The organism is Streptomyces sp. NPDC037389, assembly GCF_040636475.1.
GTDB classification, from domain to species: Bacteria; Actinomycetota; Actinomycetes; order Streptomycetales; family Streptomycetaceae; genus Streptomyces; species Streptomyces hesseae.
Genome location: NZ_JBEZUS010000001.1, coordinates 16,706 through 36,049 on the forward strand (window position 1 = coordinate 16,706; position 19,344 = coordinate 36,049).

21 protein-coding genes and 2 pseudogenes are annotated in these 19,344 nt (G+C 69.8%); 9 read left to right on the forward strand and 14 right to left on the reverse strand.

Annotated features, from left to right (window positions below; genetic code table 11):
* Complete coding sequence (locus AB0E98_RS00080; RefSeq protein ID WP_361696865.1) at window positions 1-318, reverse strand: hypothetical protein; 318 nt, start codon at window positions 316-318, stop codon at window positions 1-3.
* A gap of 557 nt (window positions 319-875) precedes the next feature.
* On the opposite strand from AB0E98_RS00080, the gene AB0E98_RS00085 reads away from it, so the two are divergent.
* Window positions 876-1,298, forward strand: a complete 423-nt coding sequence (locus tag AB0E98_RS00085; protein WP_361696867.1) for a nucleoside deaminase — start codon at window positions 876-878, stop codon at window positions 1,296-1,298.
* On the opposite strand, the gene AB0E98_RS00090 is transcribed toward AB0E98_RS00085, so the two are convergent.
* Window positions 1,267-1,599, reverse strand: a complete 333-nt coding sequence (locus tag AB0E98_RS00090; protein ID WP_361696869.1) for a DUF397 domain-containing protein — start codon at window positions 1,597-1,599, stop codon at window positions 1,267-1,269. The two genes, AB0E98_RS00085 and AB0E98_RS00090, sit on opposite strands and share 32 nt — an antisense overlap.
* A complete protein-coding gene (locus AB0E98_RS00095; RefSeq protein ID WP_361696871.1) occupies window positions 1,487-2,338 on the reverse strand; it encodes a helix-turn-helix transcriptional regulator in 852 nt (283 codons plus the stop codon). Before AB0E98_RS00095 ends, AB0E98_RS00090 begins: the two co-directional genes overlap by 113 nt.
* Window positions 2,339-2,473: 135 nt before the next feature.
* Here AB0E98_RS00095 and AB0E98_RS00100 point away from each other — a divergent pair, with 135 nt between their 5' ends.
* Window positions 2,474-3,097, forward strand: coding sequence for an ATP-binding protein (locus AB0E98_RS00100; RefSeq protein WP_361696873.1), 624 nt, complete (start codon window positions 2,474-2,476; stop codon window positions 3,095-3,097).
* 72 nt (window positions 3,098-3,169) lie between these two features.
* Here the strand turns inward: AB0E98_RS00100 and AB0E98_RS00105 are convergent, their stop codons facing one another.
* Together AB0E98_RS00105 and AB0E98_RS00110 are read right to left on the reverse strand one after the other, a co-directional pair.
* Window positions 3,170-3,712: a hypothetical protein gene (locus tag AB0E98_RS00105; RefSeq protein ID WP_361696875.1), complete on the reverse strand. Its 543-nt coding sequence runs from the start codon at window positions 3,710-3,712 to the stop codon at window positions 3,170-3,172.
* Window positions 3,713-3,793: 81 nt separating this feature from the next.
* Window positions 3,794-4,525 carry an amino acid racemase gene (locus AB0E98_RS00110; RefSeq protein WP_361696877.1) on the reverse strand — a complete coding sequence of 244 codons (732 nt, stop codon included), beginning with the start codon at window positions 4,523-4,525 and terminating at the stop codon, window positions 3,794-3,796.
* 105 nt (window positions 4,526-4,630) lie between these two features.
* Here AB0E98_RS00110 and AB0E98_RS00115 point away from each other — a divergent pair, with 105 nt between their 5' ends.
* The gene (locus AB0E98_RS00115; RefSeq protein ID WP_361696879.1) at window positions 4,631-5,206 is read left to right on the forward strand and encodes a hypothetical protein; all 576 of its coding nucleotides are present in this window, start codon (window positions 4,631-4,633) and stop codon (window positions 5,204-5,206) included.
* A gap of 87 nt (window positions 5,207-5,293) precedes the next feature.
* Here the strand turns inward: AB0E98_RS00115 and AB0E98_RS00120 are convergent, their stop codons facing one another.
* Window positions 5,294-5,836: a MepB family protein gene (locus AB0E98_RS00120; RefSeq protein WP_361696881.1), complete on the reverse strand. Its 543-nt coding sequence runs from the start codon at window positions 5,834-5,836 to the stop codon at window positions 5,294-5,296.
* Window positions 5,837-5,941: 105 nt separating this feature from the next.
* Window positions 5,942-6,136, reverse strand: coding sequence for a hypothetical protein (locus AB0E98_RS00125; RefSeq protein ID WP_361696883.1), 195 nt, complete (start codon window positions 6,134-6,136; stop codon window positions 5,942-5,944).
* Window positions 6,137-6,372: 236 nt separating this feature from the next.
* Here AB0E98_RS00125 and AB0E98_RS00130 point away from each other — a divergent pair, with 236 nt between their 5' ends.
* Window positions 6,373-6,975, forward strand: coding sequence for a GNAT family N-acetyltransferase (locus AB0E98_RS00130; RefSeq protein WP_361696885.1), 603 nt, complete (start codon window positions 6,373-6,375; stop codon window positions 6,973-6,975).
* A 79-nt stretch (window positions 6,976-7,054) separates the two neighbouring features.
* Here the strand turns inward: AB0E98_RS00130 and AB0E98_RS00135 are convergent, their stop codons facing one another.
* The 4 genes and pseudogenes from AB0E98_RS00135 to AB0E98_RS00150 form a co-directional block, all read right to left on the reverse strand.
* Window positions 7,055-9,538, reverse strand: a complete 2,484-nt coding sequence (locus AB0E98_RS00135; RefSeq protein ID WP_361696887.1) for a galactose oxidase early set domain-containing protein — start codon at window positions 9,536-9,538, stop codon at window positions 7,055-7,057.
* A 4-nt stretch (window positions 9,539-9,542) separates the two neighbouring features.
* Window positions 9,543-10,004, reverse strand: a pseudogene (locus AB0E98_RS00140) (GtrA family protein); the annotation flags it as partial.
* 65 nt (window positions 10,005-10,069) lie between these two features.
* The gene (locus tag AB0E98_RS00145; protein WP_361698090.1) at window positions 10,070-11,716 is read right to left on the reverse strand and encodes a glycosyltransferase family 39 protein; all 1,647 of its coding nucleotides are present in this window, start codon (window positions 11,714-11,716) and stop codon (window positions 10,070-10,072) included.
* Between the two features lie 32 nt (window positions 11,717-11,748).
* Complete coding sequence (locus AB0E98_RS00150) at window positions 11,749-13,005, reverse strand: glycosyltransferase (protein WP_361696889.1); 1,257 nt, start codon at window positions 13,003-13,005, stop codon at window positions 11,749-11,751.
* A 223-nt stretch (window positions 13,006-13,228) separates the two neighbouring features.
* Between AB0E98_RS00150 and AB0E98_RS00155 the strand changes: the two genes are divergently transcribed.
* The 3 genes from AB0E98_RS00155 to AB0E98_RS00165 all read left to right on the forward strand — a co-directional run bounded on the left by AB0E98_RS00155 (window position 13,229) and on the right by AB0E98_RS00165 (window position 15,182).
* The gene (locus tag AB0E98_RS00155; RefSeq protein WP_361696891.1) at window positions 13,229-13,804 is read left to right on the forward strand and encodes a hypothetical protein; all 576 of its coding nucleotides are present in this window, start codon (window positions 13,229-13,231) and stop codon (window positions 13,802-13,804) included.
* Between the two features lie 108 nt (window positions 13,805-13,912).
* Window positions 13,913-14,269, forward strand: coding sequence for a histidine triad nucleotide-binding protein (locus tag AB0E98_RS00160; protein ID WP_361696893.1), 357 nt, complete (start codon window positions 13,913-13,915; stop codon window positions 14,267-14,269).
* Window positions 14,270-14,273: 4 nt separating this feature from the next.
* Entirely contained in the window at window positions 14,274-15,182 is a 909-nt protein-coding gene (locus tag AB0E98_RS00165; protein ID WP_361696895.1) for a ribonuclease Z, read from the forward strand.
* A gap of 229 nt (window positions 15,183-15,411) precedes the next feature.
* Here AB0E98_RS00165 and AB0E98_RS00170 read toward each other — a convergent pair.
* Window positions 15,412-15,656, reverse strand: a pseudogene (locus AB0E98_RS00170) (transposase).
* A gap of 105 nt (window positions 15,657-15,761) precedes the next feature.
* Window positions 15,762-16,217, reverse strand: coding sequence for a hypothetical protein (locus AB0E98_RS00175; protein ID WP_361696897.1), 456 nt, complete (start codon window positions 16,215-16,217; stop codon window positions 15,762-15,764).
* 179 nt (window positions 16,218-16,396) lie between these two features.
* On the opposite strand from AB0E98_RS00175, the gene AB0E98_RS00180 reads away from it, so the two are divergent.
* Window positions 16,397-17,224 (forward strand): hypothetical protein, encoded by an 828-nt coding sequence (locus AB0E98_RS00180; RefSeq protein ID WP_361696899.1) that lies wholly within the window; start codon window positions 16,397-16,399, stop codon window positions 17,222-17,224.
* 61 nt (window positions 17,225-17,285) lie between these two features.
* On the opposite strand, the gene AB0E98_RS00185 is transcribed toward AB0E98_RS00180, so the two are convergent.
* Window positions 17,286-18,086, reverse strand: a complete 801-nt coding sequence (locus AB0E98_RS00185) for an HAD family acid phosphatase (RefSeq protein ID WP_361696901.1) — start codon at window positions 18,084-18,086, stop codon at window positions 17,286-17,288.
* 158 nt (window positions 18,087-18,244) lie between these two features.
* On the opposite strand from AB0E98_RS00185, the gene AB0E98_RS00190 reads away from it, so the two are divergent.
* Window positions 18,245-19,330: an S-(hydroxymethyl)mycothiol dehydrogenase gene (locus AB0E98_RS00190; RefSeq protein ID WP_311613083.1), complete on the forward strand. Its 1,086-nt coding sequence runs from the start codon at window positions 18,245-18,247 to the stop codon at window positions 19,328-19,330.
* Window positions 19,331-19,344: the final 14 nt, after the last annotated feature.

Genomic DNA, 19,344 nt, shown 5'->3' on the forward strand with positions numbered 1-19,344 from the left:
TCAATTCACCTGCACCCGCACCTTCCACGGCGTGACGAGAAGTGGGCAGGGGTGGCCTTGGCCGGGGCGGCAGTGCCGTGTCGCGCTGAGGGTGGCGGTGCCGTCCTGCTCGACGTGGAAGCGCGCTGTGGCATCGCCCCTCGGGGTTTTGCCGCTCGCGGTCCGGTGGAGCATGGCGGAGTCGCTCGCCGGGACGCTCCAGCTGTAGGTGAGCCCGTTCTCGCGGTAGCCAGTGAGAGTGACCTCGATGTCGTCACCGGCCTGCGCGGGCACGGTCCTGTCGTCGTCCGCGTTCGTGAGGGCAACGCGCCCGGCCATCCGGTGCGGTGCCTGGCCGTGAGCAGCCGCCGGCGCTGCCGCACATGCCATGACGGTAACCAGGGCCAGCCCCACGCCCCATGGAGCGGCAGACCATTTCGTTCCCACCAGGTTTCCCTCCCCTTGGTTCCGCCGGTCGAATGCCCTTCCCGGCGGCAACAGCAGCCCTGATCCTTCCGGTCGGCTCGACGTGACAGCGAGGGGTCGGTTCAAAACCACCCGACCGAGGAGTCGTGGGGCCGAGCGCGGCCGGGTGCGGCCGGGTGCGGGTGGAGGTGGGTCAGGTGAGGCTGAAGGCAGCCCCCCTCGCCTGGTACCGCTCTTTCCTCGCTCTGAGCGAGTGACGTTTGGAGACTTCTGCTGTCACGTGGTGAGGCGGGGCCGAGGATGGGGCGGTGACCTTCCTTTCGCGGCGACGTGTTCTGTGTTTGACAGCGGCCACGGCCGCCCCCCTCTCCCTGACCCGCGCCGTGCCGGCGCGCTCGCGCGGCGCGGATGCGGATGCCGGGTGGACCGGTGACTGGCCCCCGCCTCTGCGGGAGGCTGTGCTGCGGGCCATGCCCGCCGCCGTTGAGTACGCCCGGGCGGCGGCTAAGTGGCCCTACGGGGCGGTCCTGGTCGACGCCGCGACGGGGGCGGTCGTCGCCGGGGCCAGCAATACGGGCGAGAGCGGCGACCCCACGGCCCACGCCGAGACCAACCTCGTGCGCGAGGCCGTATCGGGCGGATTCGAGCTGTCGGAGCACGTTGTGGTGACCTCGGCCGAGCCCTGCCCGATGTGTGCGGGAGCGCTGGTGTGGGGCGGGGTGCGGGGTGTTGCCTATGGGACGTCGGTTGCGAAGCTTGTGGGGTGGGGGGTGCCGCAGATCGATGTTCCGGCGGACGAAATCTTCCGCCGGGTGAGTGGGTTGTCGCGGCCCGCGCTGGCGAGGGATGTGCGGGCGGATCTTACGGATCCGCTCTATCGGGAACGGGATTGAGCCCGTCGGCCTTTATGCGGGATATCAGGGGGCGCAGTCTTGCGGGGGTTGTGGAGAGGATGATGTCGGGGTCGTCGCTCTCGCGGAGGTGGATCCCCCCGGTGGGGCCTGGGGACACGTAGATGCACGAGGATCCGTACTCGCTGTACGAGGACTTCTGCCAGCTCAGGGTGCTCATCCTGGTCCTCTCAGATGCCTTGTGCGATACGGCGAATGAGGTCACGGGACGGGTCAGGCTTGAGAGCTGCGCCTTCCATCCGGTCCAGCACCAGGTGGCATCTTTCGAGCTGTGCCGTGGCATCGATGAGAGTGCCGTTGTGGGCGGTGTCGATGAGGGCCGTATCCAGCTGGGGCACCGGGCCCTGAAGATAATCGATGCCGTGCCCGGCGCTGGGGAAAGACGTGCCGTCGAAGGGGATGACCAAAACGGTGACGTTGTCCCGCTCGCTCATGCTGATGACGTGATCAAGCTGAGCCTTGGAGGCGGCCGGTCCGCCGAACTGCATACGTAGAGCTGCCTCGTGGATGGTTGCTGTGTAGGGCGGCGGGTTGTCGCGGAAGAGAATCGCCTGCCGCTTGATCCGGTGAGAGATCCGGTATTCGATCTCGTGGGGGAGGAGTGGTGGGACCGCCTCACGGAAGATCGCCCGTGCATACTCCGGTGTCTGTAGCAGGCCGGGGATGTTGATGACCTGGGAAACACGTACACCGGTCGCGTAGTGCTCGATCTCCGCCAGGTCGATCAGGTTTGCCGGCAAGGAGTCGCGGTGCTCCTCCCACCAACCCCGCTTGCGATCGCCGATCATGCTGATGAGGCCGTTGATGAGCGACTCGTCGGAGCAGGAGTAGTTGCGCGCCAAGGTACGTAGGCGGTCTGCGCTCACCCCGATGCGGCTCGCCTCGATGTTGCTGATCTGGGTCTGGTTGGTCCCGAGGAGTCGTCCCGCCTCCGTAGAGGTCATCCCTGCGCGCTCGCGCAGCCTCCGTAGCTCAACTCCGATCCGGAGTTGGCGTGCAGTCGGACTGTTTCGTACAGGCAAACGACATCCCTCTTCGTACGCGGTGTGCAGGCGTCACCCGCTCGGGGGGATTTAGCCGCAACGACTTAAAGCCTTAAGCGGCCAGCGCTACGGTGTGGCGCAGGCCACTAACCGGCAACCCGCCAGGAGACCTTCATGGCAACCGTATCGCCGCCTCAGCCCTGGTCCTACCTCCTCGAACTGCCGCGCGACGCGCGCGCACCCGGCATCGCCCGGGTAACCCTCCAGGCAGTCCTGGACAGTCACGCCCTATCCGAAATCGCAGAGAAGGCAACCCTCTTGACCAGTGAGCTGGTCACGAACGCCCACCTCCACACCGACGGCCCCTGCACCCTCCGCCTCCACTGTCGGGAAGGCGACCGCATCAGGGTCAACGTGTGGGACACGAATCCCGTCGTGCCCGCCTTCTTCAGGCGCGGACGGGAGCACGCGACAACAGAACCCGCCGCGCACGCGGAAGCAGGTCGCGGCCTCCGCTTCGTCGAGCTGTGGGCCGACGACTGGGGCAGCCGTACGTACGACCGGCGCAGGTTCGGCAAGACGCTGTGGTTCGAGCTGGCGCACCCGCAGCGGAAGCCGAAGAAATCCACGCCGCGGTGGATCTCGCCCGCAGGGTGCACGGACTGCGTGGAACTGGAAGGCGAACGGCGGAAGGCCGTTGCCGAGAAGAGGGCGCTGGAAGAGATTCAGGACGCCTCGATCGCCATCCGCAGCCACTTCCGCGACACGCATCTGCTGCCGCAGTGGGATGTCAGGTGAACGCGGACGCGTAGTGGGCGGCACTCGGGGCGGGGTTCACACCCCGCCCCGCCCTGCTCCGCCCCGCGTCGATCAGGGGTGCCAGATCTCCTTGATGCTGGTGACCTTGCCCTCGGAGTTCGTCGTGATGTCGTAGATGTTGCCGGAGCAGCTGTACGGCTGCTTCACCGCGCTCTGGTTCGTGAGGCAGTCGCCCGCGTGCATCCACAGTTCCCCGACGGGGACGTCCTTCGTCTTGCCGGAGCCCAGGGCCAGCTCGGCCTTCGTCTCCGGGGCGAAGATGTAGTACTTGGCCTCGCCCTGGCCGTGGTAGATCCAGTCGTTGGGCGTGCAGGTCGGCTTGGCGTCCTTGGCGGACATCGAGCCCTTCGACGGCGGGACGGCGATTTCCACCATCTTGTGGCCGGCGGGCAGCTTAGGCGGGGTGCCGCAGTCACTGCCGGGCTCGCCCTTGGCGGCACCGTCGCCCTTGGCGCCGTCGGCCGGCTTGGCCGAGGCGCTGGAGCCGCCGGTCGTACCGCTCGCCGTGTCCGAGTCCGGGCCGCAGGCGGTGAGGCCGCCGCCGAGTGCGGCGACGACGGCAAGGGCGCCGACGAGGCGTCGGGTTGCCTTCATGTTCTTCCCCCGCGGTGAAGAAAAGTTGACGTGATCATGTTCGATCGCTGCAGTGTTCTACATCAAGGGGCAGGTCAGGGGCTAATCGCCGGTGAGGGGCCCACCCCGCCACGTCGGCAGAGGTGCCCGGCCCGCGGCAGTCTCGAAGGCCGCGTGGGCGAGGAGGCGGGTGGAGTCGAGGGTGGGAATCGGGGAGACGTCCGGGGTGATCAGGAGGGGGATCTCCGTGCAGACGAGGGCCACCGCGTCACAGCCACGGGCGCCCAGCGCCTCGATGATCCGTACGTACTCGCGGCGCGAGCGCTCGTCGAGGACGCCGTTGACGAGCTCGTCGAAGATGACGTCGTTGATCAGACGCCGGTCGGCCGGGTCCGGGACCTCCGCCTCGATGCCGCGCCGGGCGAACGCCTCGACGTAGAGCGGGCCGTCCATCGTGTAGCGCGTGCCCAGCACGCCCACTCGCTTCCGGCCGTCGCGCGCGGCGCGGTCCGCCACGACCTCGGCGATGTGGAGGCCCGGGAGGGCGAAGTCGGGGCCGGGGCGTTCGAGGGCCATATGGGCCGTGTTGTCCGGGCAGACGAAGAACTCCGCTCCCGCGCGGGCGAGACGGTCGGCGCTGACGGAGAGGAGGGCGCGGACCGAGTCGTGGTCGCCCGAGTCCCAGGCGGGCATGGAGCGGGCCATGGCGATGAGGTCGAGGGTGACGTCCGGGTGCTCGTGGGGTCCGAGCTCCGCGAAGCCCTTCCGGCAGAACGTACGGAAGCACAGCGTCGCGCCCTCCGCGCTGTGTCCCAGGATTCCCAGATGTTTCATCGTGCCTCCAAACGGTCGCGGGTGGAGGGTCCGAATTCTTGCCTATCCCCGGCAGGCGAGCGGCTCTAGTGTCAGGCGCGCCTTATGACATCGAGGGGGCCGGGCATGGGATTTCGGCGGGACCGGAGGATCTTCCTGACGAGAGCGCTCGGCGCGACCACCGGGCTGGTCGCGGTCACGGCGGCCACCACGGTGACCGTGTCGGCCGAGGCCCACGCGGCCGACGCGGGCGTCAAGGGTGCCAAGGGAGCAGTTGGACAGCGCAACTGGCGCTTCTGCCCGAAGTGTTTCGTCATGTTCTACTACGGCTACCCCGACAACGGCCGTTGCGCCGCCGGTGACCAGCACGGCATGGCGGGCTACGACTTCGACATCCCCCACGACATTCCCGAGAACGCCAACGCCCAGGCCAACTGGCGCTTCTGCACCCGCTGCTACAGCATGTTCTTCTTCGGCTATCCGAGCGGCGGCTGGTGCCCGGTCGGCGGGTCGCACAGCGCGGCCGGGTACAACTTCGTCCTGCCGCACGACATCGTCGAGACGCCGAACGCCCAGGCCTACTGGCGTTTCTGCACCAACTGCTTCGCGCTGTTCTTCTGGGGCTATCAGGAAAAGGGCCGCTGCCCGGCCGGCGGCGGGCACAACGCGGCGGGATTCAATTTCGTCATCCCGCACTACTGAGCGCTCCGCTGGAAGTCCGGTAGGCCGTCTGCGGGTGCGTCGTGGCTGGTCGCGCAGTTCCCCGCGCCCCTTCGGGGCGCTGCGCGCCTATGGGCGGTAGAGGGCGCGGGCGCGCGTCAGGTCGGCGGGACCGGGCCCGTTCTGGCCCAGGTCGAAGAAGCATTTCACCTGCCATGCCTGTGTGCTGCCGGCCTGCCGGCTGGTCGTCGTCACCCACGGCGGATAGACGCGGAATCCGCGCTTCCCGCCGGAGCCGCCGCGGGAGACGATGCCGCGCTCGCACAACACCTCACGTGGGAAGACGAACTGTCCGAAGCCGTCGTCGTCGCGGCTGCTGATGACGAAGAGGTCCACCCCGTCATTGGCGTCGAACGGCCGGATCGGCCCCTCCTCGGACCGCTGCCACACGGTGACGAACTGCCCCACCTTCGTCGGGGTGGTCTTGGCCACGCGGAACCGGACCGAGCGGCCGTCCAGCGTGAACGCGCACGCCGCGTACTCGGCGCTCTCCGGTTCGGGGACCGGCGGCGAGCAGACGAAACCGCTCGGGTCGTACACCCGCGCCTTCGCCGCCAGCAGGTCACCGTGAATCCCTGTCCATGGCTGATCCGCCGGCTGATTCGTCACCATGCCGTCATTTTGCCATCGCGCCCGTTGACGGTGGTGCGGAGGCCCGGGCAGCCACATTCCCGCTCACCGGCGGGTGGTGCCTGCCCGGGCGGGTGCTCTGGGGGTTCAGGTCTTCTCAATCGCGGTCGCGTGTGTGCCGTCCTCGATCGCGTATTTGACCTTGTCCCCTTCTTGCAAATTCATTTTGTCGCGGAGGTTCACGATGTCATGCGAGGAAAAGTCCAGCGCGTCGCCCCCGTCGTCCCGGATGAACCCTCTGTCCGGCCCCGGGTTCCACTCCTCAACCTTGCCTGTGGACATGGCTCCGTCTCCTTCACGTGATCGAGGATGTCTGGAAGCCCCGGTTGCGAGCCGTGGGCTCGCTGCCATCGAACCCGAACTGATGTGCGTCGGCGATCGCTGTGGGCCGAATGGGTGACGGCGGTCGCCGGCCCTTCCACGAAAGGCCCCGGTCGGGCTCGACCGATCGTGGCCGGCGACCCGCCGGACGGGCCCTGACGGCGATCATCGCCGGGCACTCGCGAGACAGTGCCCGTATGACCACTTGGGCCATCACCGAACTCGGGCCGCACGACCGGAGAGCCGTGGCGGACGCCGGCCGCCTGACCGACGCCGTCCTGGGGCGTGGCACGTTCACCGTCGAACAAGTCCTTGAAGACCTCCGCGACGGGGACCTGCTCTTCCTGACCGCATACGCGGGTGAGCCGCCCGTCCCGGTGGGCGCGGCGACCGCCCGTGTGCTGGACGACGACGGTTACCGCGACTTCATCGCCCCCATGCCGCCCGGCACCCTCCCCGCCGCCCCGCCCTCGTCCAGCGGCCGCCGGATCGGCCGGCTGAGCACCTCGGCCGTGTCCGCGCCGATGCGCGGACGTGGCCTCGGCAGCGCCCTCGCCGCACACCGCACCGAATGGTTGCGGGAACGATGCGACGAGGCGTACACGATTTCCTGGCTGCACAACGGACAGGGCCGCAGCGAAGGCCTTCTCAAGGCGCTCGGCTGGCAGCCGGTCACCGTCCTCCACGACTACTGGCTTCAGGCCACGACGACCGGCGACCAGTCCTGCCCCCAGTGCGGCCGCCTCTGTCACTGCCCCGGCCTGCTGCTGCGCCTGCCCATTCCTCCGTCGGGGGGCTGACGCACGAGGAGTCCCACGGCCGTGCCCCCGCACCCGGACCAGCCGCCGGTGCGGGGGCACGGTCCGCGCGTACGGCTGCTCAGTCGCAGGCGCGCCCGTTGCGGTCCGGGTCCAGCTTCAGCGGGTCGTCACGGCCGTTGAGCTTCAGGGGGCCGTAGTCGTGCGCCTTCAGCCACGCGCAGCGGCCCGCCGTCGTCGGCGGGACTGTCTTCGGGAAGACCGTCGGCACGCACACGTTCTCCGCGCCGTAGTGGCGGTCGCAGCCCGAGATCGTGACCGGCACCGGGTGGGACGTACGGGCCGGCTCCGGGCCCTTCGCCTTCTCCGTCATCTTCCCCGCGAAGTCGTGCACCATCGGCGCCGCTTTGCCCTCGGGGCCGTGGCCCTTGGGTGCCTCCAGCGCGTCCGGGCCGCCTAGGTGGACCCAGGAGGCCACCGACGGGACGCCGTCCGCGTCCACGGTGAAGAGCATGTACCAGCCGGGCGGCGCCAGGTTCGGGTTGCTGGTGACATTGAGGTCGATCGTCGTTCCGTCGGCGCCCACCGTCATCGGCAGATCGACGAAACGCTGATTCGGGTCGGAGGAATGAGTGACCGCCGCCGGACGGATCAGCTCCGCCTTCACGACCGGACGGTCGACCGTCATCCGCTGCGTGCTCGCGTACTGCCAGCGGTTGTTCGCCACGGAGGTGATCTGCGGCCGCGCGCCCTTGTAGAGGTACGGCGGGGTGTAGATCGACACGTGGTCGTCGAAGGTCCCGTTGCCCGGGTTGTCGCCGACCGCCATCACCCGGCCGTCCGGCAGCAGGAACGCGGAGGAGTGGTACGTGCGCGGGATCGGGTCCGTGGCCAGGCCCGCCTGGAAGCTGTTCGTCGCCGGGTTGAACATCGACGCCTCGTACACCGGGTCCGCCCGGTCGTGGAGCCCGCCGCCCGTCTCCAGCACCTTGCCGTCGGGCATCAGCACGGCCGAGACGTACATCTTGCCCTGCGCGCCCGTCTCGGGTTTGGGGCCCTGGCCCTGGTCGACCGTGCCCTGGGGGAGCAAGGGACCGGGGGTGTAGCGGGGGTTGGGGTCCTTGAGGTCGATGAGGTCCGTGAGACGGCTGGCCTCGGGGTTGGTGTTGACTTGGCCGCCGCCCATGGTCAGGACGCGCTGGTCCTGCGCGGGCGGCAGCAGCACGCTCATCGACTGGTCGCGGTTGTCCTTGTCCTGGAGGCCCGGCACGTCCGTGATCTTGTTGGCGCTGTAGTCGTATACCGAGGCGCCGGTGCCCGGGGTGCCGTTGCCGAAGACATGGCTGCCGGAGTAGAAGAGCCGCCCGTCCTGCATCAGGATCATCGACGGGTACAGACCCCAGTACGACCAGGTCTGATTGACCTCCGTGCGCGGCAGCCATTTCTGCTGCGCCTGGGAGAACTTCTCGGCGGTCACACTGCCGGTGGAGTCCTCCTTCAGGCCGCCGAAGCTGATGACGTCGCCGTTGCCGAGGAGGGTCGCGGAGGGGTACCAGTGACCCTCGTTCATGTCGTTCGTCTTCACGTACGACTCGGACGACGGGTCGAAGACGTAGCTGTCCTTGAAGCCCTCGTAGCCGTGGCTGCCGTCGGCCGCCGGATAGGCCTTGTTGCCGCTCATGATGAGCACCCGGCCGTCGGACAGCTGGACGTGCCCGGCGCAGAACATGTCGACCGGCGTCGGGATCGTCTTCATCGCCCCGGTCTTCGGGTCGTAGACGGCGGAGGTGAAGGTGCCCGCCTTGAACATCGCCGGGTCGTTGCCGGAGCCGGCGACGAGCAGCACCTTGCCGTTGTGGAGGACGACCGAGTGCATGCTGCGGACCGGGTTCTTGAAGGGCATCACGGCCCAGCTGCCCTTGGCGCACGCGTCCCCGGCGGTGCAGACGGCCCCGGCGGCGGGCTGGGTGGCGTCCTCCATGTCGTAGTCGTCGGTGGTGACGGTGCCCGTGCCGTATACCGAGACGCCCCAGGTGATCTGGTCGGTGCCGGGCGGCACGACGGGCGTACGGACGGTGGCGCGCGTGTAGCCCGCGCTGACCGGCAGCGTCTTGAGGTCGGTCCAGTACTGCCAGCCCGCCTTCACGTCATGGCGGAAGACGGTGACGGAGGCGTCCGGGGTGGTGCTCTTGTACCAGAGCGACAGGTCGTACTGGTGGGACGGCGTCACACCGGGCGCGCACGAGCTGTCCTCGGCCATCAGCACCTTGCGGTCACCGCTGACCCGGCGGGTGACGGAGAGGGACAGGGCCTTGCCGCCGCTGTGGGACTGGTCGGTGGTGGTGACGGTGAAGTCGTTGTCGCCCCAGCCCGACTTCTCCCAGCAGGTGGGCATGGCGTCCGAGGCCCGTAAGGACTCGAGGCCGGGGTTGACGACGAGGTTCGACCCCGCCCTGGCCGGGCCGGGCGCGGCCAGCAGCAGGCCGAAGGAGGCGCCGGAGGCGAGGAGCAGGGCGGCGGCGGCCCGGGATCGTCTGCCCCGGGGGCGTCGGCTACGCCGGGTGCGTCTGCCCGGGGATCTCACCGTGGATCTCAGTGGTGTCATGCCATCACGTGTCCCTTCTCGGACGGCTTTCACGACGGTGTTTTCCGCTGCGGCTCGTGCGACCGGGGCGTGACAGGCCGGTGCGTGGCAGATAGACGAGCGCCTCGGTGGCCGCGTAGCGCAGGACGAAGGTGGTCAGCAGGGCGACGGCGGTCGCGGGCAGGACCCCGAGGCCCGCCCCGTCCACCAGCGTCGCGATCAGGGGGATGCGCAGGAGCAGGTCCGCGTTGGCGAGCACGGCGACGCGGGCCAGCCGGTCCGCCCAGTGGCGGTGCGCGCGGCGGTCGCGGTAGAGCAGCGCTTCCGTCAGCAGGAAGTTCCAGACGATGCCGAACTGGTTGGCGACGATCTCCGCCGGGACGTAGTGGAGTCCGGCGGCGGTCAGCAGCTTCAGGCCGAGGAGGTTCGGTGCGAAGCCGGTGAGGCCGATGAGGCCGAAGAGGAGGATGCGGGAGAGGGGGGACGCGGGGGTGCGTGTGGTGCGCGACGGGTGTGGTCGGGGCCTGGGTAACGCCTCTCGCGTGTCTCCTGTCACCGCGCTCCCGCCCGCGTCACCCTGCGGATCTCGATCCGGCCGTCGCCCTCGCCGAAGGAGGCGACGGTCTCCGAGTTCGTCAGCGCCGCCTTCACCAGCGGCAGCGTGGGCGCGTCGCGGCGTACGGCCGGGGAGGCGACGACGTAGTCCACGTCGCGCCAGCCGCGCGGCATCGTCTTGGCGATCGCCGGGTCGAGGTCGGCCTTGTAGAACCAGACGGCCCCGGTCCCGGGGCGGTATCCCGCGTGCACGAGGTCGAGCCAGATCGCGTCGTCGGCGAGGACGCGGGTGCGGGACGGGTCGGGGACGTTGCCCTTGTCGCGCAGCCAGTGCGCCGCGGCGCGGTAGGGGGCGTTGGCGTCGGTGGTGAGGGCGGTGCGGGTGGCGTCGTACCAGTGGGGAGCGATGGCGGCCGTCGCGGTTGCCGCGAGGGCTGTGACGGCTGCCCAGCGGAGGGCGGTGCGGGCCGTGAGGGTTTTCTTCCCCGCCCCGCCCCTTCCCGTTTCTTCCAGGGGCTCCGCCCCCGGACCCCCGCTCCTCAAACTTCCCCAGCTACCGCTGGGAGGTGCCCCCAGGGGCCGGATTGAAACCGCTCCCGCCACCGCCAGTGCCAGGAACGGCAGCATCTGGATCACGTACATCGCCGGCAGGTAGCCCGACGGTCGTAGCGCCACCAGCGCCAGGATCACCACCGCCGTCGCCGGGCCGGCCAGGGCGCGGCCCGTGTGGGACCAGCGGGCCGCGGCCAGCAGCAGCACCGCCGCCGCCAGGCCCGCGAGGGGCAGGACCCGGTCGTAGTAGAGCCAGGACCGCAGCACCGCGTGGGCGCCCGAACCCCCGTCCAGGATGAAGCCCGAACCCGCTCGGCCCATCTGGTACTTGATGCCGCCGATCAGCGAGACGTGGCCGTCGCCCGGGAACAGCTCGTGGTTGAGCAGCGCGAACAGCGGATAGGCGAGGCCCGTGAGGACACAGGCGGTGATCGCGCCCGTCACCGCGAACTTCCGGGTGTCGCGGTGGGTGTGCCGCCACATGGTCACCAGCAGCGCGGGCAGGACGACCAGCATCGTCTCCTTGGTCAGCACGGCCACCGCCGCCGCCAGCCCGGCCCCGAAGTGGTGCCACAGGTGGCGGCGGGGCGAGGCGGCCAGGCAGAAGGCCAGCAGGATCCACAGCACGGCGATGTTGTCGAGGAAGATCTCCCGCTGGAGCACCACCGCCAGCGGCGACAGCCCGAACAGGGCCATCGCCAGGGCCGCCGCCCACCGTCTCAGCCCCAGCCGCCGCGCCAGGACGTAGAGCAGCACCGCGCTGATGGCCGTCACCAGCAGCATCGCGATCCGCATCGGGGCGACGGACATGACGTCGGGGAAGAGGGCGGCGGGGAGCCAGGTGACGAGGGCCAGTTGGAGCCAGCCCAGCGGCGGGTGGTCGTACCAGTACGTGTAGTGGGCCAGGCCCTTGCCCTCCTGTACTGCCCACGCCTGGGCGAGGTAGGTGCCCTCGTCGTCGCTGAGGGCGGGGAAGCCGGCGGTGTTCCAGCCCTGGACGAGGAGGATCGCGGCCAGTACCGCCCCGCACAGCAGCAGGTCGGGGCGTGAGGCGCGCAGCCGGGTGACGCCCGGGGTGGTGTCGAGGACCACCGGGCTCGCGGCGGCGGTCGGGAGGGTCGTGGTCACGACATGACGTCCTCTCGGGTGAGGTGCGCGCCGACGTGCCGGGTGAGCTCCCAGTCGCTCTGACCCCGCTGCTCCCGCCAGACGGCGCGGACGGCCGCACCCGCGAGGAGCATCTGGTAGAAGGGGCCGCCGAGGATGAGCTTGAGGTAGTGGACGAAGCGCACGCGCAGGCCGTACTGCGTGCCGAAGTCGTGGAGGCCGACGACCTCGAAGACAAAGGTGACCAGCATGGCCACGGCGGGCAGGAAGGTGACCACGGCGACGCCGGAAGGGACGTCCAGCAGCAGGGCGATCGCTATGTTCAGCGGGATGACGAGGCCGTTGAACGCCTGGAAGAAGGGCGTCATCAGGGTGTAGCGGGCGAGCATCCGCTGGGCGAGGGTGGGCAGTTGCCGCCAGTCCTTCTTCCGGTAGACCTGAAGGAAGCCCTGGTTCCAGCGGGTGCGCTGTTTGAGCAGGCTCATCAGGGTGCCGGGGGTCTCCTCGCGGGTGACCATCTCGGAGTCGTAGGCGACGACCACGCGCTTGCCGGCGCTGGAGAGCCGTACGCCCAGGTCGCAGTCCTCGGCCAGGCACCGGGGGTCCCAGCCCCCGGCCTCGCGCAGGACGTCGGTACGGACGAAGACGGTGTTGCCGCCCAGTGGGATGAAACCTTTCTCCGCGTGGAGGTGGAGGCGGCTGCGGAACCAGAAGAAATACTCCAGGCAGTTGCGCAGGCTGTACCAGCTGGAGTGGAAGTTGATCAGCTGTACCCCGCCCTGCACCACGTCCGCGCCCGTCGCCCGGAAGGCGTGGTCGACATGGGTGAGCAGCTCGGGGTGGACCTGGTCCTCGGCGTCGAAGACGCCTACGACCTCGCCCCGGCAGTGGGGGAGCGCGGTGTTGAGGGCCTTGGGCTTGTTCTTCTTCTCGTGGGTGTCGACGATCACCCGTACCCGGTCCGGGGCGGTGGCCGCGACCTTCTCGGCGACCTCGGTGGTCTCCGGGTCGTCGTGCCCGACGATCACCAGCACCTCGAAGCGGCCGTGCGTGGAGGTGAGCAGCCGGGTGACGGTGTGCTCCAGGACCGCCTGTTCGTGCCGGGCGGGCACCAGGAGCGAGAAGGAGAGCGCGCCCTCGCCCCCGGCGGGCTGGAAGCGGGTGCCCGCGAGCGTCTCGGGCGTGCGCCAGGCGTGCATCTGCCACCAGAGTGTGAAGGCGGCCATCCAGAAGAGCGCGAGCGATACCGCGCAGACCACCATGGACGTCAGCAAAAGTGTCCCCCTACCCCCGGACGCGGCCCCCCAGCACGCGTGTGTGTGCTTCAGGGCAGAGAGAGTAAGGGGGGAAGGTGAAACTCGGGTGCGGAAACGATAAATCCTGTGTTTCCTTACGAACTCACGCAAGAGCATGAGAAGTTGGCCTGTATTCGGCCAACGGATCAGCGGCCCGAGGCCTCCTTCCCCCGGGGCCCGGGCCGGTGGGACACTCCCCGCTATGGGTGCGTCAAGGCGCATACGTTCCATTCGCCTCTCCCGGGTTCGGTACGGACCGGTTGCCGTCGTCCTCACCGGCGCCGCCGTCGTGGCGCTGTCCGGCTGCGATCCGGTCGCCGGGCTGGACGCGACGACCGTCGCCGTCACCACACAGCGGCAGGCCTCCCGGGCCCTCGATCGCGAGGGCGTCCACGCCGCCTGGCTGAGCTGCCGGGGCAAGGCCGAGAACGGCGGCAAGGACCCCGGCACGGGCAGCGCGCTGCCGGTGACCGCCGTCGGCGTCGACTGCGAGGGCCGTACGGACACCGGCCGGAAGATCATCGTCTTCGGCAGGGTCACGGGCATCACCGGCCAGGCGTGTGTACGCGGCCTGCTGACGGCCAATGTCGACGGGCGGACCGTCTTCCAGGTGAGTGTGCTCGGCGACTGCGACCGGACGGCGACGGGCGACACCGGCGGCGGGCCGCCGACCACCCAGGGGCCGGGCCAGTACAAGCCGCCGCCCGCGCCGAGGCCCACGGGGGATCCGGGCCCCTCGGCGAGCTGCACCGACAGGCCCCCCGCACCGGGCAAATAGCTCACCGGCAGCTCACCGGGCCAGTGGGCGAGGAGGGTCACGGCGGCCGTGCGGACGGACCGGTAACATCCGGACGGTACGAGCCGACGACCCGGGAGGAGCCCACCGGTGGCGGGAGAACCGCAGGCGGACTGCCTGTTCTGCAAGATCGTCAAGGGAGATGTGCCCGCGACGGTCGTCAAGGAGACGGAGACGACCATCGCCTTCCGTGACATCAACCCCCAGGCGCCCGTGCACTGCCTGGTGATCCCCAAGGTGCACTACCCCGACGCCGCCTCCCTCGCCGCCGCCGAGCCGCAGATCGCCGCCGACGTGCTCCGCGAGGCCGGCGAGGTCGCCTTGCAGGAGAACGGGGAGAAGGGCTTCCGGATCGTCTTCAACACCGGTGCCGGTGCCGGACAGACCGTCTTCCACGCGCACGCCCACGTCCTCGGCGGCCGCGGCTTCGACTGGCCCCCCGGGTAGACCGTTGTCCGTCCGCGAACTCGTCGTCCTCGGCACGGCCAGCCAGGTCCCCACCCGGCACCGCAACCACAACGGCTACGTCCTCCTCTGGGACGGGGACGGCATCCTCTTCGACCCCGGCGAGGGGACGCAGCGTCAGATGCTGCGCGCCGGGGTGGCCGCGCACGACCTCAACCGGATCTGCGTCACCCACTTCCACGGCGACCACTCCCTGGGCCTGGCCGGGGTGATCCAGCGGATCAACCTCGACCGGGTGCCGCATCCGGTCACCGCGCACTACCCGGCGAGCGGCGAGCGCTTCTTCAAGCGGCTGCGGTACGCCACGGCCTACCGCGAGACGGTCAAGCTCGTCCAGGAACCGGTCGCGGGCACCGGCGCGGTGCTGGCGGCCACCGGCTCGTACACCCTCCAGGCCCGCCGGCTCTCGCATCCCGTCGAGTCCTACGGCTACCGCCTGGTCGAGCCCGACGGGCGCCGGATGCTGCCCGAGCTGCTGGCCGAGCGCGGCATCAGCGGGCCTGACGTCGGCCGGCTGATGCGCGACGGCGCGGTCGGCGGGGTGACGCTGGACGAGGTCAGCGAGGTGCGGCGCGGCCAGCGCTTCGCCTTCGTGATGGACACCCGGCTGTGCGACGGCGTCCACGAGCTGGCCGAGGGCTGCGACATGCTCGTCATCGAGTCGACGTTCCTCGACGAGGACGAGTCGCTGGCCACCGAGCACGGCCATCTGACGGCGGGCCAGGCCGCCCGCGTCGCCGCGCGGGCGGGCGTACGGCACCTGGTGCTCACACACTTCTCCCAGCGCTACGACGACCCGTCGGTCTTCGAACGCCAGGCCCGGGAAGCGGGCTTCGAGGGTGAGCTCACCGTCGCCCGCGACCTGCTGCGCGTGCCGGTGCCTAAGCGGCGCTGAAGCCGCGCCGAGGCCGCGCCGAACGGTCCGCGACCCGGGCGGGGTCGCGGACCGACAGAGCCGTCCGCGTGCGGCTACCGGGATTCATTTGCAGTGCATCGAGCTTCGGCCCGGTGGTGAAGTGAATCTTGTCATGGTGGATTCCTGGTCTGCGGAGGCGGGCATCGTGTGTTCACCACTTGTGGCGCGGAGTGCCGCGATGGCTGGTCCCGATGGTGCCGGGTGATGCTCACATGGGCCGGTTCTGTTGCTCGATGTACTGCTTGACCACGGAGAGCGGGGCGCCGTCGACGGTTCCGGCGAAGTAGGTCCCGGACCAGAGCTTGTTGGCCAGCCAGTAGTGCCGTGCCAGGTCGGGGAACTTCTGGCGCAGTCGGCGGGAGGGGACACCCTTGAGGGAGTTGACCAGCTCAGTTGAGCATCCGTGAACATCTTATGCCGGAACTTGGTCACGAAGATCACATGCGCATGCATCACGAAAGTACAGTGCCAACCGATTCTCCCCGAACCCCGTGCCACGTAGCAGCACAGGATTCGGGGAGAAGGACAGAATCCTCAGGGTTCAGCCCGAGGAGCAAGTCAATTGACGTCGTTGCAGGTCCGTTCCGGCGTGCCGTCGGTCGGGTTCCAGTCACAGACCCGGATCTTCAGGTACCAGACGTTCTTCGGCGGATTCTTGGGCTTGTAGGTGCCGTTGGTCTTCACCGGGTGCCACCCGTGCCACTCGTCCAGGCCGTTCCTGTACTGCCAGTACTCGAGGTACAGCCGGGCCGCGTTGTGCTGGGGGTCCTTGGGGCACAGGTCCTTGACCTGGATGTCGAAAGCCGTCGTGAAGAGCTGGTACCCGCTCGGCGTGCGCTTGCCGGTGTCGTAGTAGTTGTACGTCCCCGCGGCCTCCGAGCATCCTCCGTGCGACTTCCCGTGCACATACGGATAGGGGCTCTGGGCGGTGGCGCCGGCCTGGCCGGCCAGGGGCAGCAGGGCCATGGCGGTCACCGCGGAGACGGCCAGGGCGCGGCGTGTTCCGTTCCTCATCGGGGCCTCCCGTTCGGGTGTGGTGTCGGCGCACGACGCTGGCAGGGCGGGCCCGGCCGGTCCACGCCCCGGGCCGTCCGGACCCGTCCGGGTGTGTCCGGCCGCAGGTCGGACAGGGTGCGGAAGGGGGTGCGGAAAGAGGGATTGCGGCTTGCCGTGGGCATGCCACCATGTGCTGCATGGGCGAGCAGGGGAGACCCGACCCCGCGCGAGCGCGGGACGCGGCGGCTCTGGTGGCGCTGATGCGGGAGCTGCGCGAGCACTCCGGACTCACCTACCGCCGGCTCCAGCGGCGCGCGGCCGAGGAAGGGATGGTGCTGCCCCGCAGCACGATCTCCGACGCCCTCGCCCGGACCGCCCTGCCGCGTGCCGAGGTCCTCGAGGCGTTCGTGGTGGCGTGCGGCGACGGGGCGCGGCGCGAGGCGTGGCTGGAGGCCAGGCGGAGGATCGCCGGGCGGGAGGAGAGCGTTCCGGCGCCGGGGCGGCGGGCGCGGCGGCTCCGGGCCCGGCTCCGCCGGCCGTCGGCGGTGGTGGCCGTGCTCGCGCTCGCCCTCACCCTCGCGTACTGGGTGTTCGCCGGCTCCCGGCCCGGGACGCCCGGCGGTGGGCGGCCGTCCGCCGTGACGCCTGCCGTCGCCGATGCGACGCGTGGGCGCGGCGGGGCGTTCAGCCTCTTCGAGGCGCGCAGCACCAAGGGCGCCACGATCGCGGGCGTAGGCTATCGGTACTGGGACACCGGGGACGGGTGGTACGGCGTCGAGTATGTGATGCCGTATTCGCGGGACGACCGCGAGGCGTACGACGACGGCTGGGGCGGGCGGTTGCTCATCCACTACGAGGACCGCCGGGGACGTCATACGGAGGTGCTGGTCGGCAATCCCGACGGCGCTCAGCGGGCGGGCAAGGACACCGTCCGTCACGGCATGAAGAACGTGTGGTTCGAGGTGTGCGACTTCGACGGACGGGAGTCGCGCGGCTGTCAGCGGTTGCGCATGGCCCGTGGCTGAGCGGCGGGGCGGACGGGGGCGGGGTCGCCGAGGGCGACCCCGCCCGTACCGCGTCTACGCCTTACGGCAGGTAGTACATCGGGTTCGGCAGCTTGTACGTGTGGTTCGCGTAGCCGCCCTGGAGGTCGCTGTACTGGTCGCCGAAGTTGGCGACGATGTCGAAGCCCTTGGACTCGATGTACTTGCGGGTGCCCGCCTTGTACTCGACCGTCGTGCACTTGGCGCCGCAGGCGAGGTAGGCCGGCGGGGTCTTCTTGTTCTTCAGGAAGAAGTGGGGGGCGTCGGCGACGGGCTTGTAGCCGACGTTCTTGAGGTTGCGGACGCTCCACTCGCGCTGGTGCTCGTCACGGCCGGTGACGTAGAAGACCTCGATACCCTTGGACTTGGCCCAGTTGACCAGCTTGGGCATGCCGAAGACGGCGGTCATGTCGGTGGACTTCAGGTACGCGTCCTGCGACTCGGGCGTGAAGCGGAAACCCTGCTGGAGCTCGTAGTTGTAGGTCAGCAGGGTCGTGTCGTCCAGGTCCAGGACGATGGCGGGCTTCTTCGCGCCCTTCTTGGCGTGCTGGGCGTTGCGGACGACCGTCTCCAGCTGGGCCTTGGCCTTCTTCTGGATGTCGGCGACCTGCTTGGCGTAGTTGCTGTTCGGCGAGGCGTAGTGCTGGCCGGAGGCGTCGACGGTGTCGCCGTAGAACGCCTTGATCTTGTCCTGGACCTGGGTGAGGTTCGGGATCTCCTTGTCCGTGCGGGGCACCGCGTGGTCGGCGGAGGCGGTGCCCGCGGTGTACAGGCCGGCGCCGACGGCGAGGGCGGCGGTGGCGGCGGCGACGCGCGCACGCGTGGACTTCAGGGAGAGCGACACTGGTGACTCCTGGGTAACAAGGACGATGCAGCGCGAAGCTAAGGCCTGAGCCGGACGGGGTCAAGGACCCGGCGGCGTGAAGTTCTACGCGCGGAGAAAGATCGTTTGGGCGTACCGTGGTGTGCGGACCAGCGACACGAAGGGTGGGGCACGAGACCATGGCGCAGGAAGTACGCGGAGTCATCGCACCGGGGAAGAACGAGCCGGTGCGGGTCGAGACGATCGTGGTGCCGGACCCGGGGCCGGGCGAGGCCGTGGTGAAGGTCCAGGCGTGCGGTGTGTGCCACACCGACCTCCACTACAAGCAGGGCGGCATCAACGACGACTTCCCCTTCCTCCTCGGCCACGAGGCGGCGGGCGTCGTCGAGTCCGTGGGCGAGGGCGTCACCGAGGTGGCCCCCGGCGACTTCGTCGTCCTCAACTGGCGAGCCGTCTGCGGCCAGTGCCGGGCCTGTCTGCGCGGCCGCCCCCAGTACTGCTTCAACACCCACAACGCCAAGCAGAAGATGACCCTCCTCGACGGCACGGAGCTGTCGCCCGCGCTCGGCATCGGCGCGTTCGCCGAGAAGACGCTGGTCGCGGCGGGTCAGTGCACCAAGGTCGACCCCGCGATCGCCCCGGAGGTGGCGGGCCTCCTCGGCTGCGGCGTGATGGCCGGCATCGGCGCCGCGATCAACACCGGCGGGGTGGGGCGCGGCGACTCCGTCGCCGTGATCGGCTGCGGCGGCGTCGGCGACGCGGCGATCGCGGGCTCCCGGCTGGCGGGCGCGGGCCGGATCATCGCCGTCGACATCGACGACCGCAAGCTCGAGAAGGCGCGCGAGATGGGCGCCACGCACACGGTGAACTCCCGCTCCACCGATCCCGTCGAGGCGATCCGCGAGCTCACGGGCGGCTTCGGCGCCGACGTGGTCATCGAGGCGGTGGGCCGCCCCGAGACCTACGAGCAGGCCTTCTACGCCCGTGACCTGGCCGGCACCGTCGTCCTGGTCGGCGTGCCGACGCCGGAGATGAAGCTGGAGCTGCCGCTCCTGGACGTCTTCGGGCGGGGCGGCGCGCTGAAGTCGTCCTGGTACGGGGACTGCCTGCCGTCGCGGGACTTCCCGATGCTGGTGGATCTGCATCTTCAGGGGCGGCTGGACCTCGGGGCGTTCGTGACCGAGACGATCGGGCTGGGGGACGTGGAGAAGGCGTTCGCTCGTATGCACGAGGGGGATGTGCTGCGGTCGGTGGTCGTCTTCTAGGGGTACCCACCCCG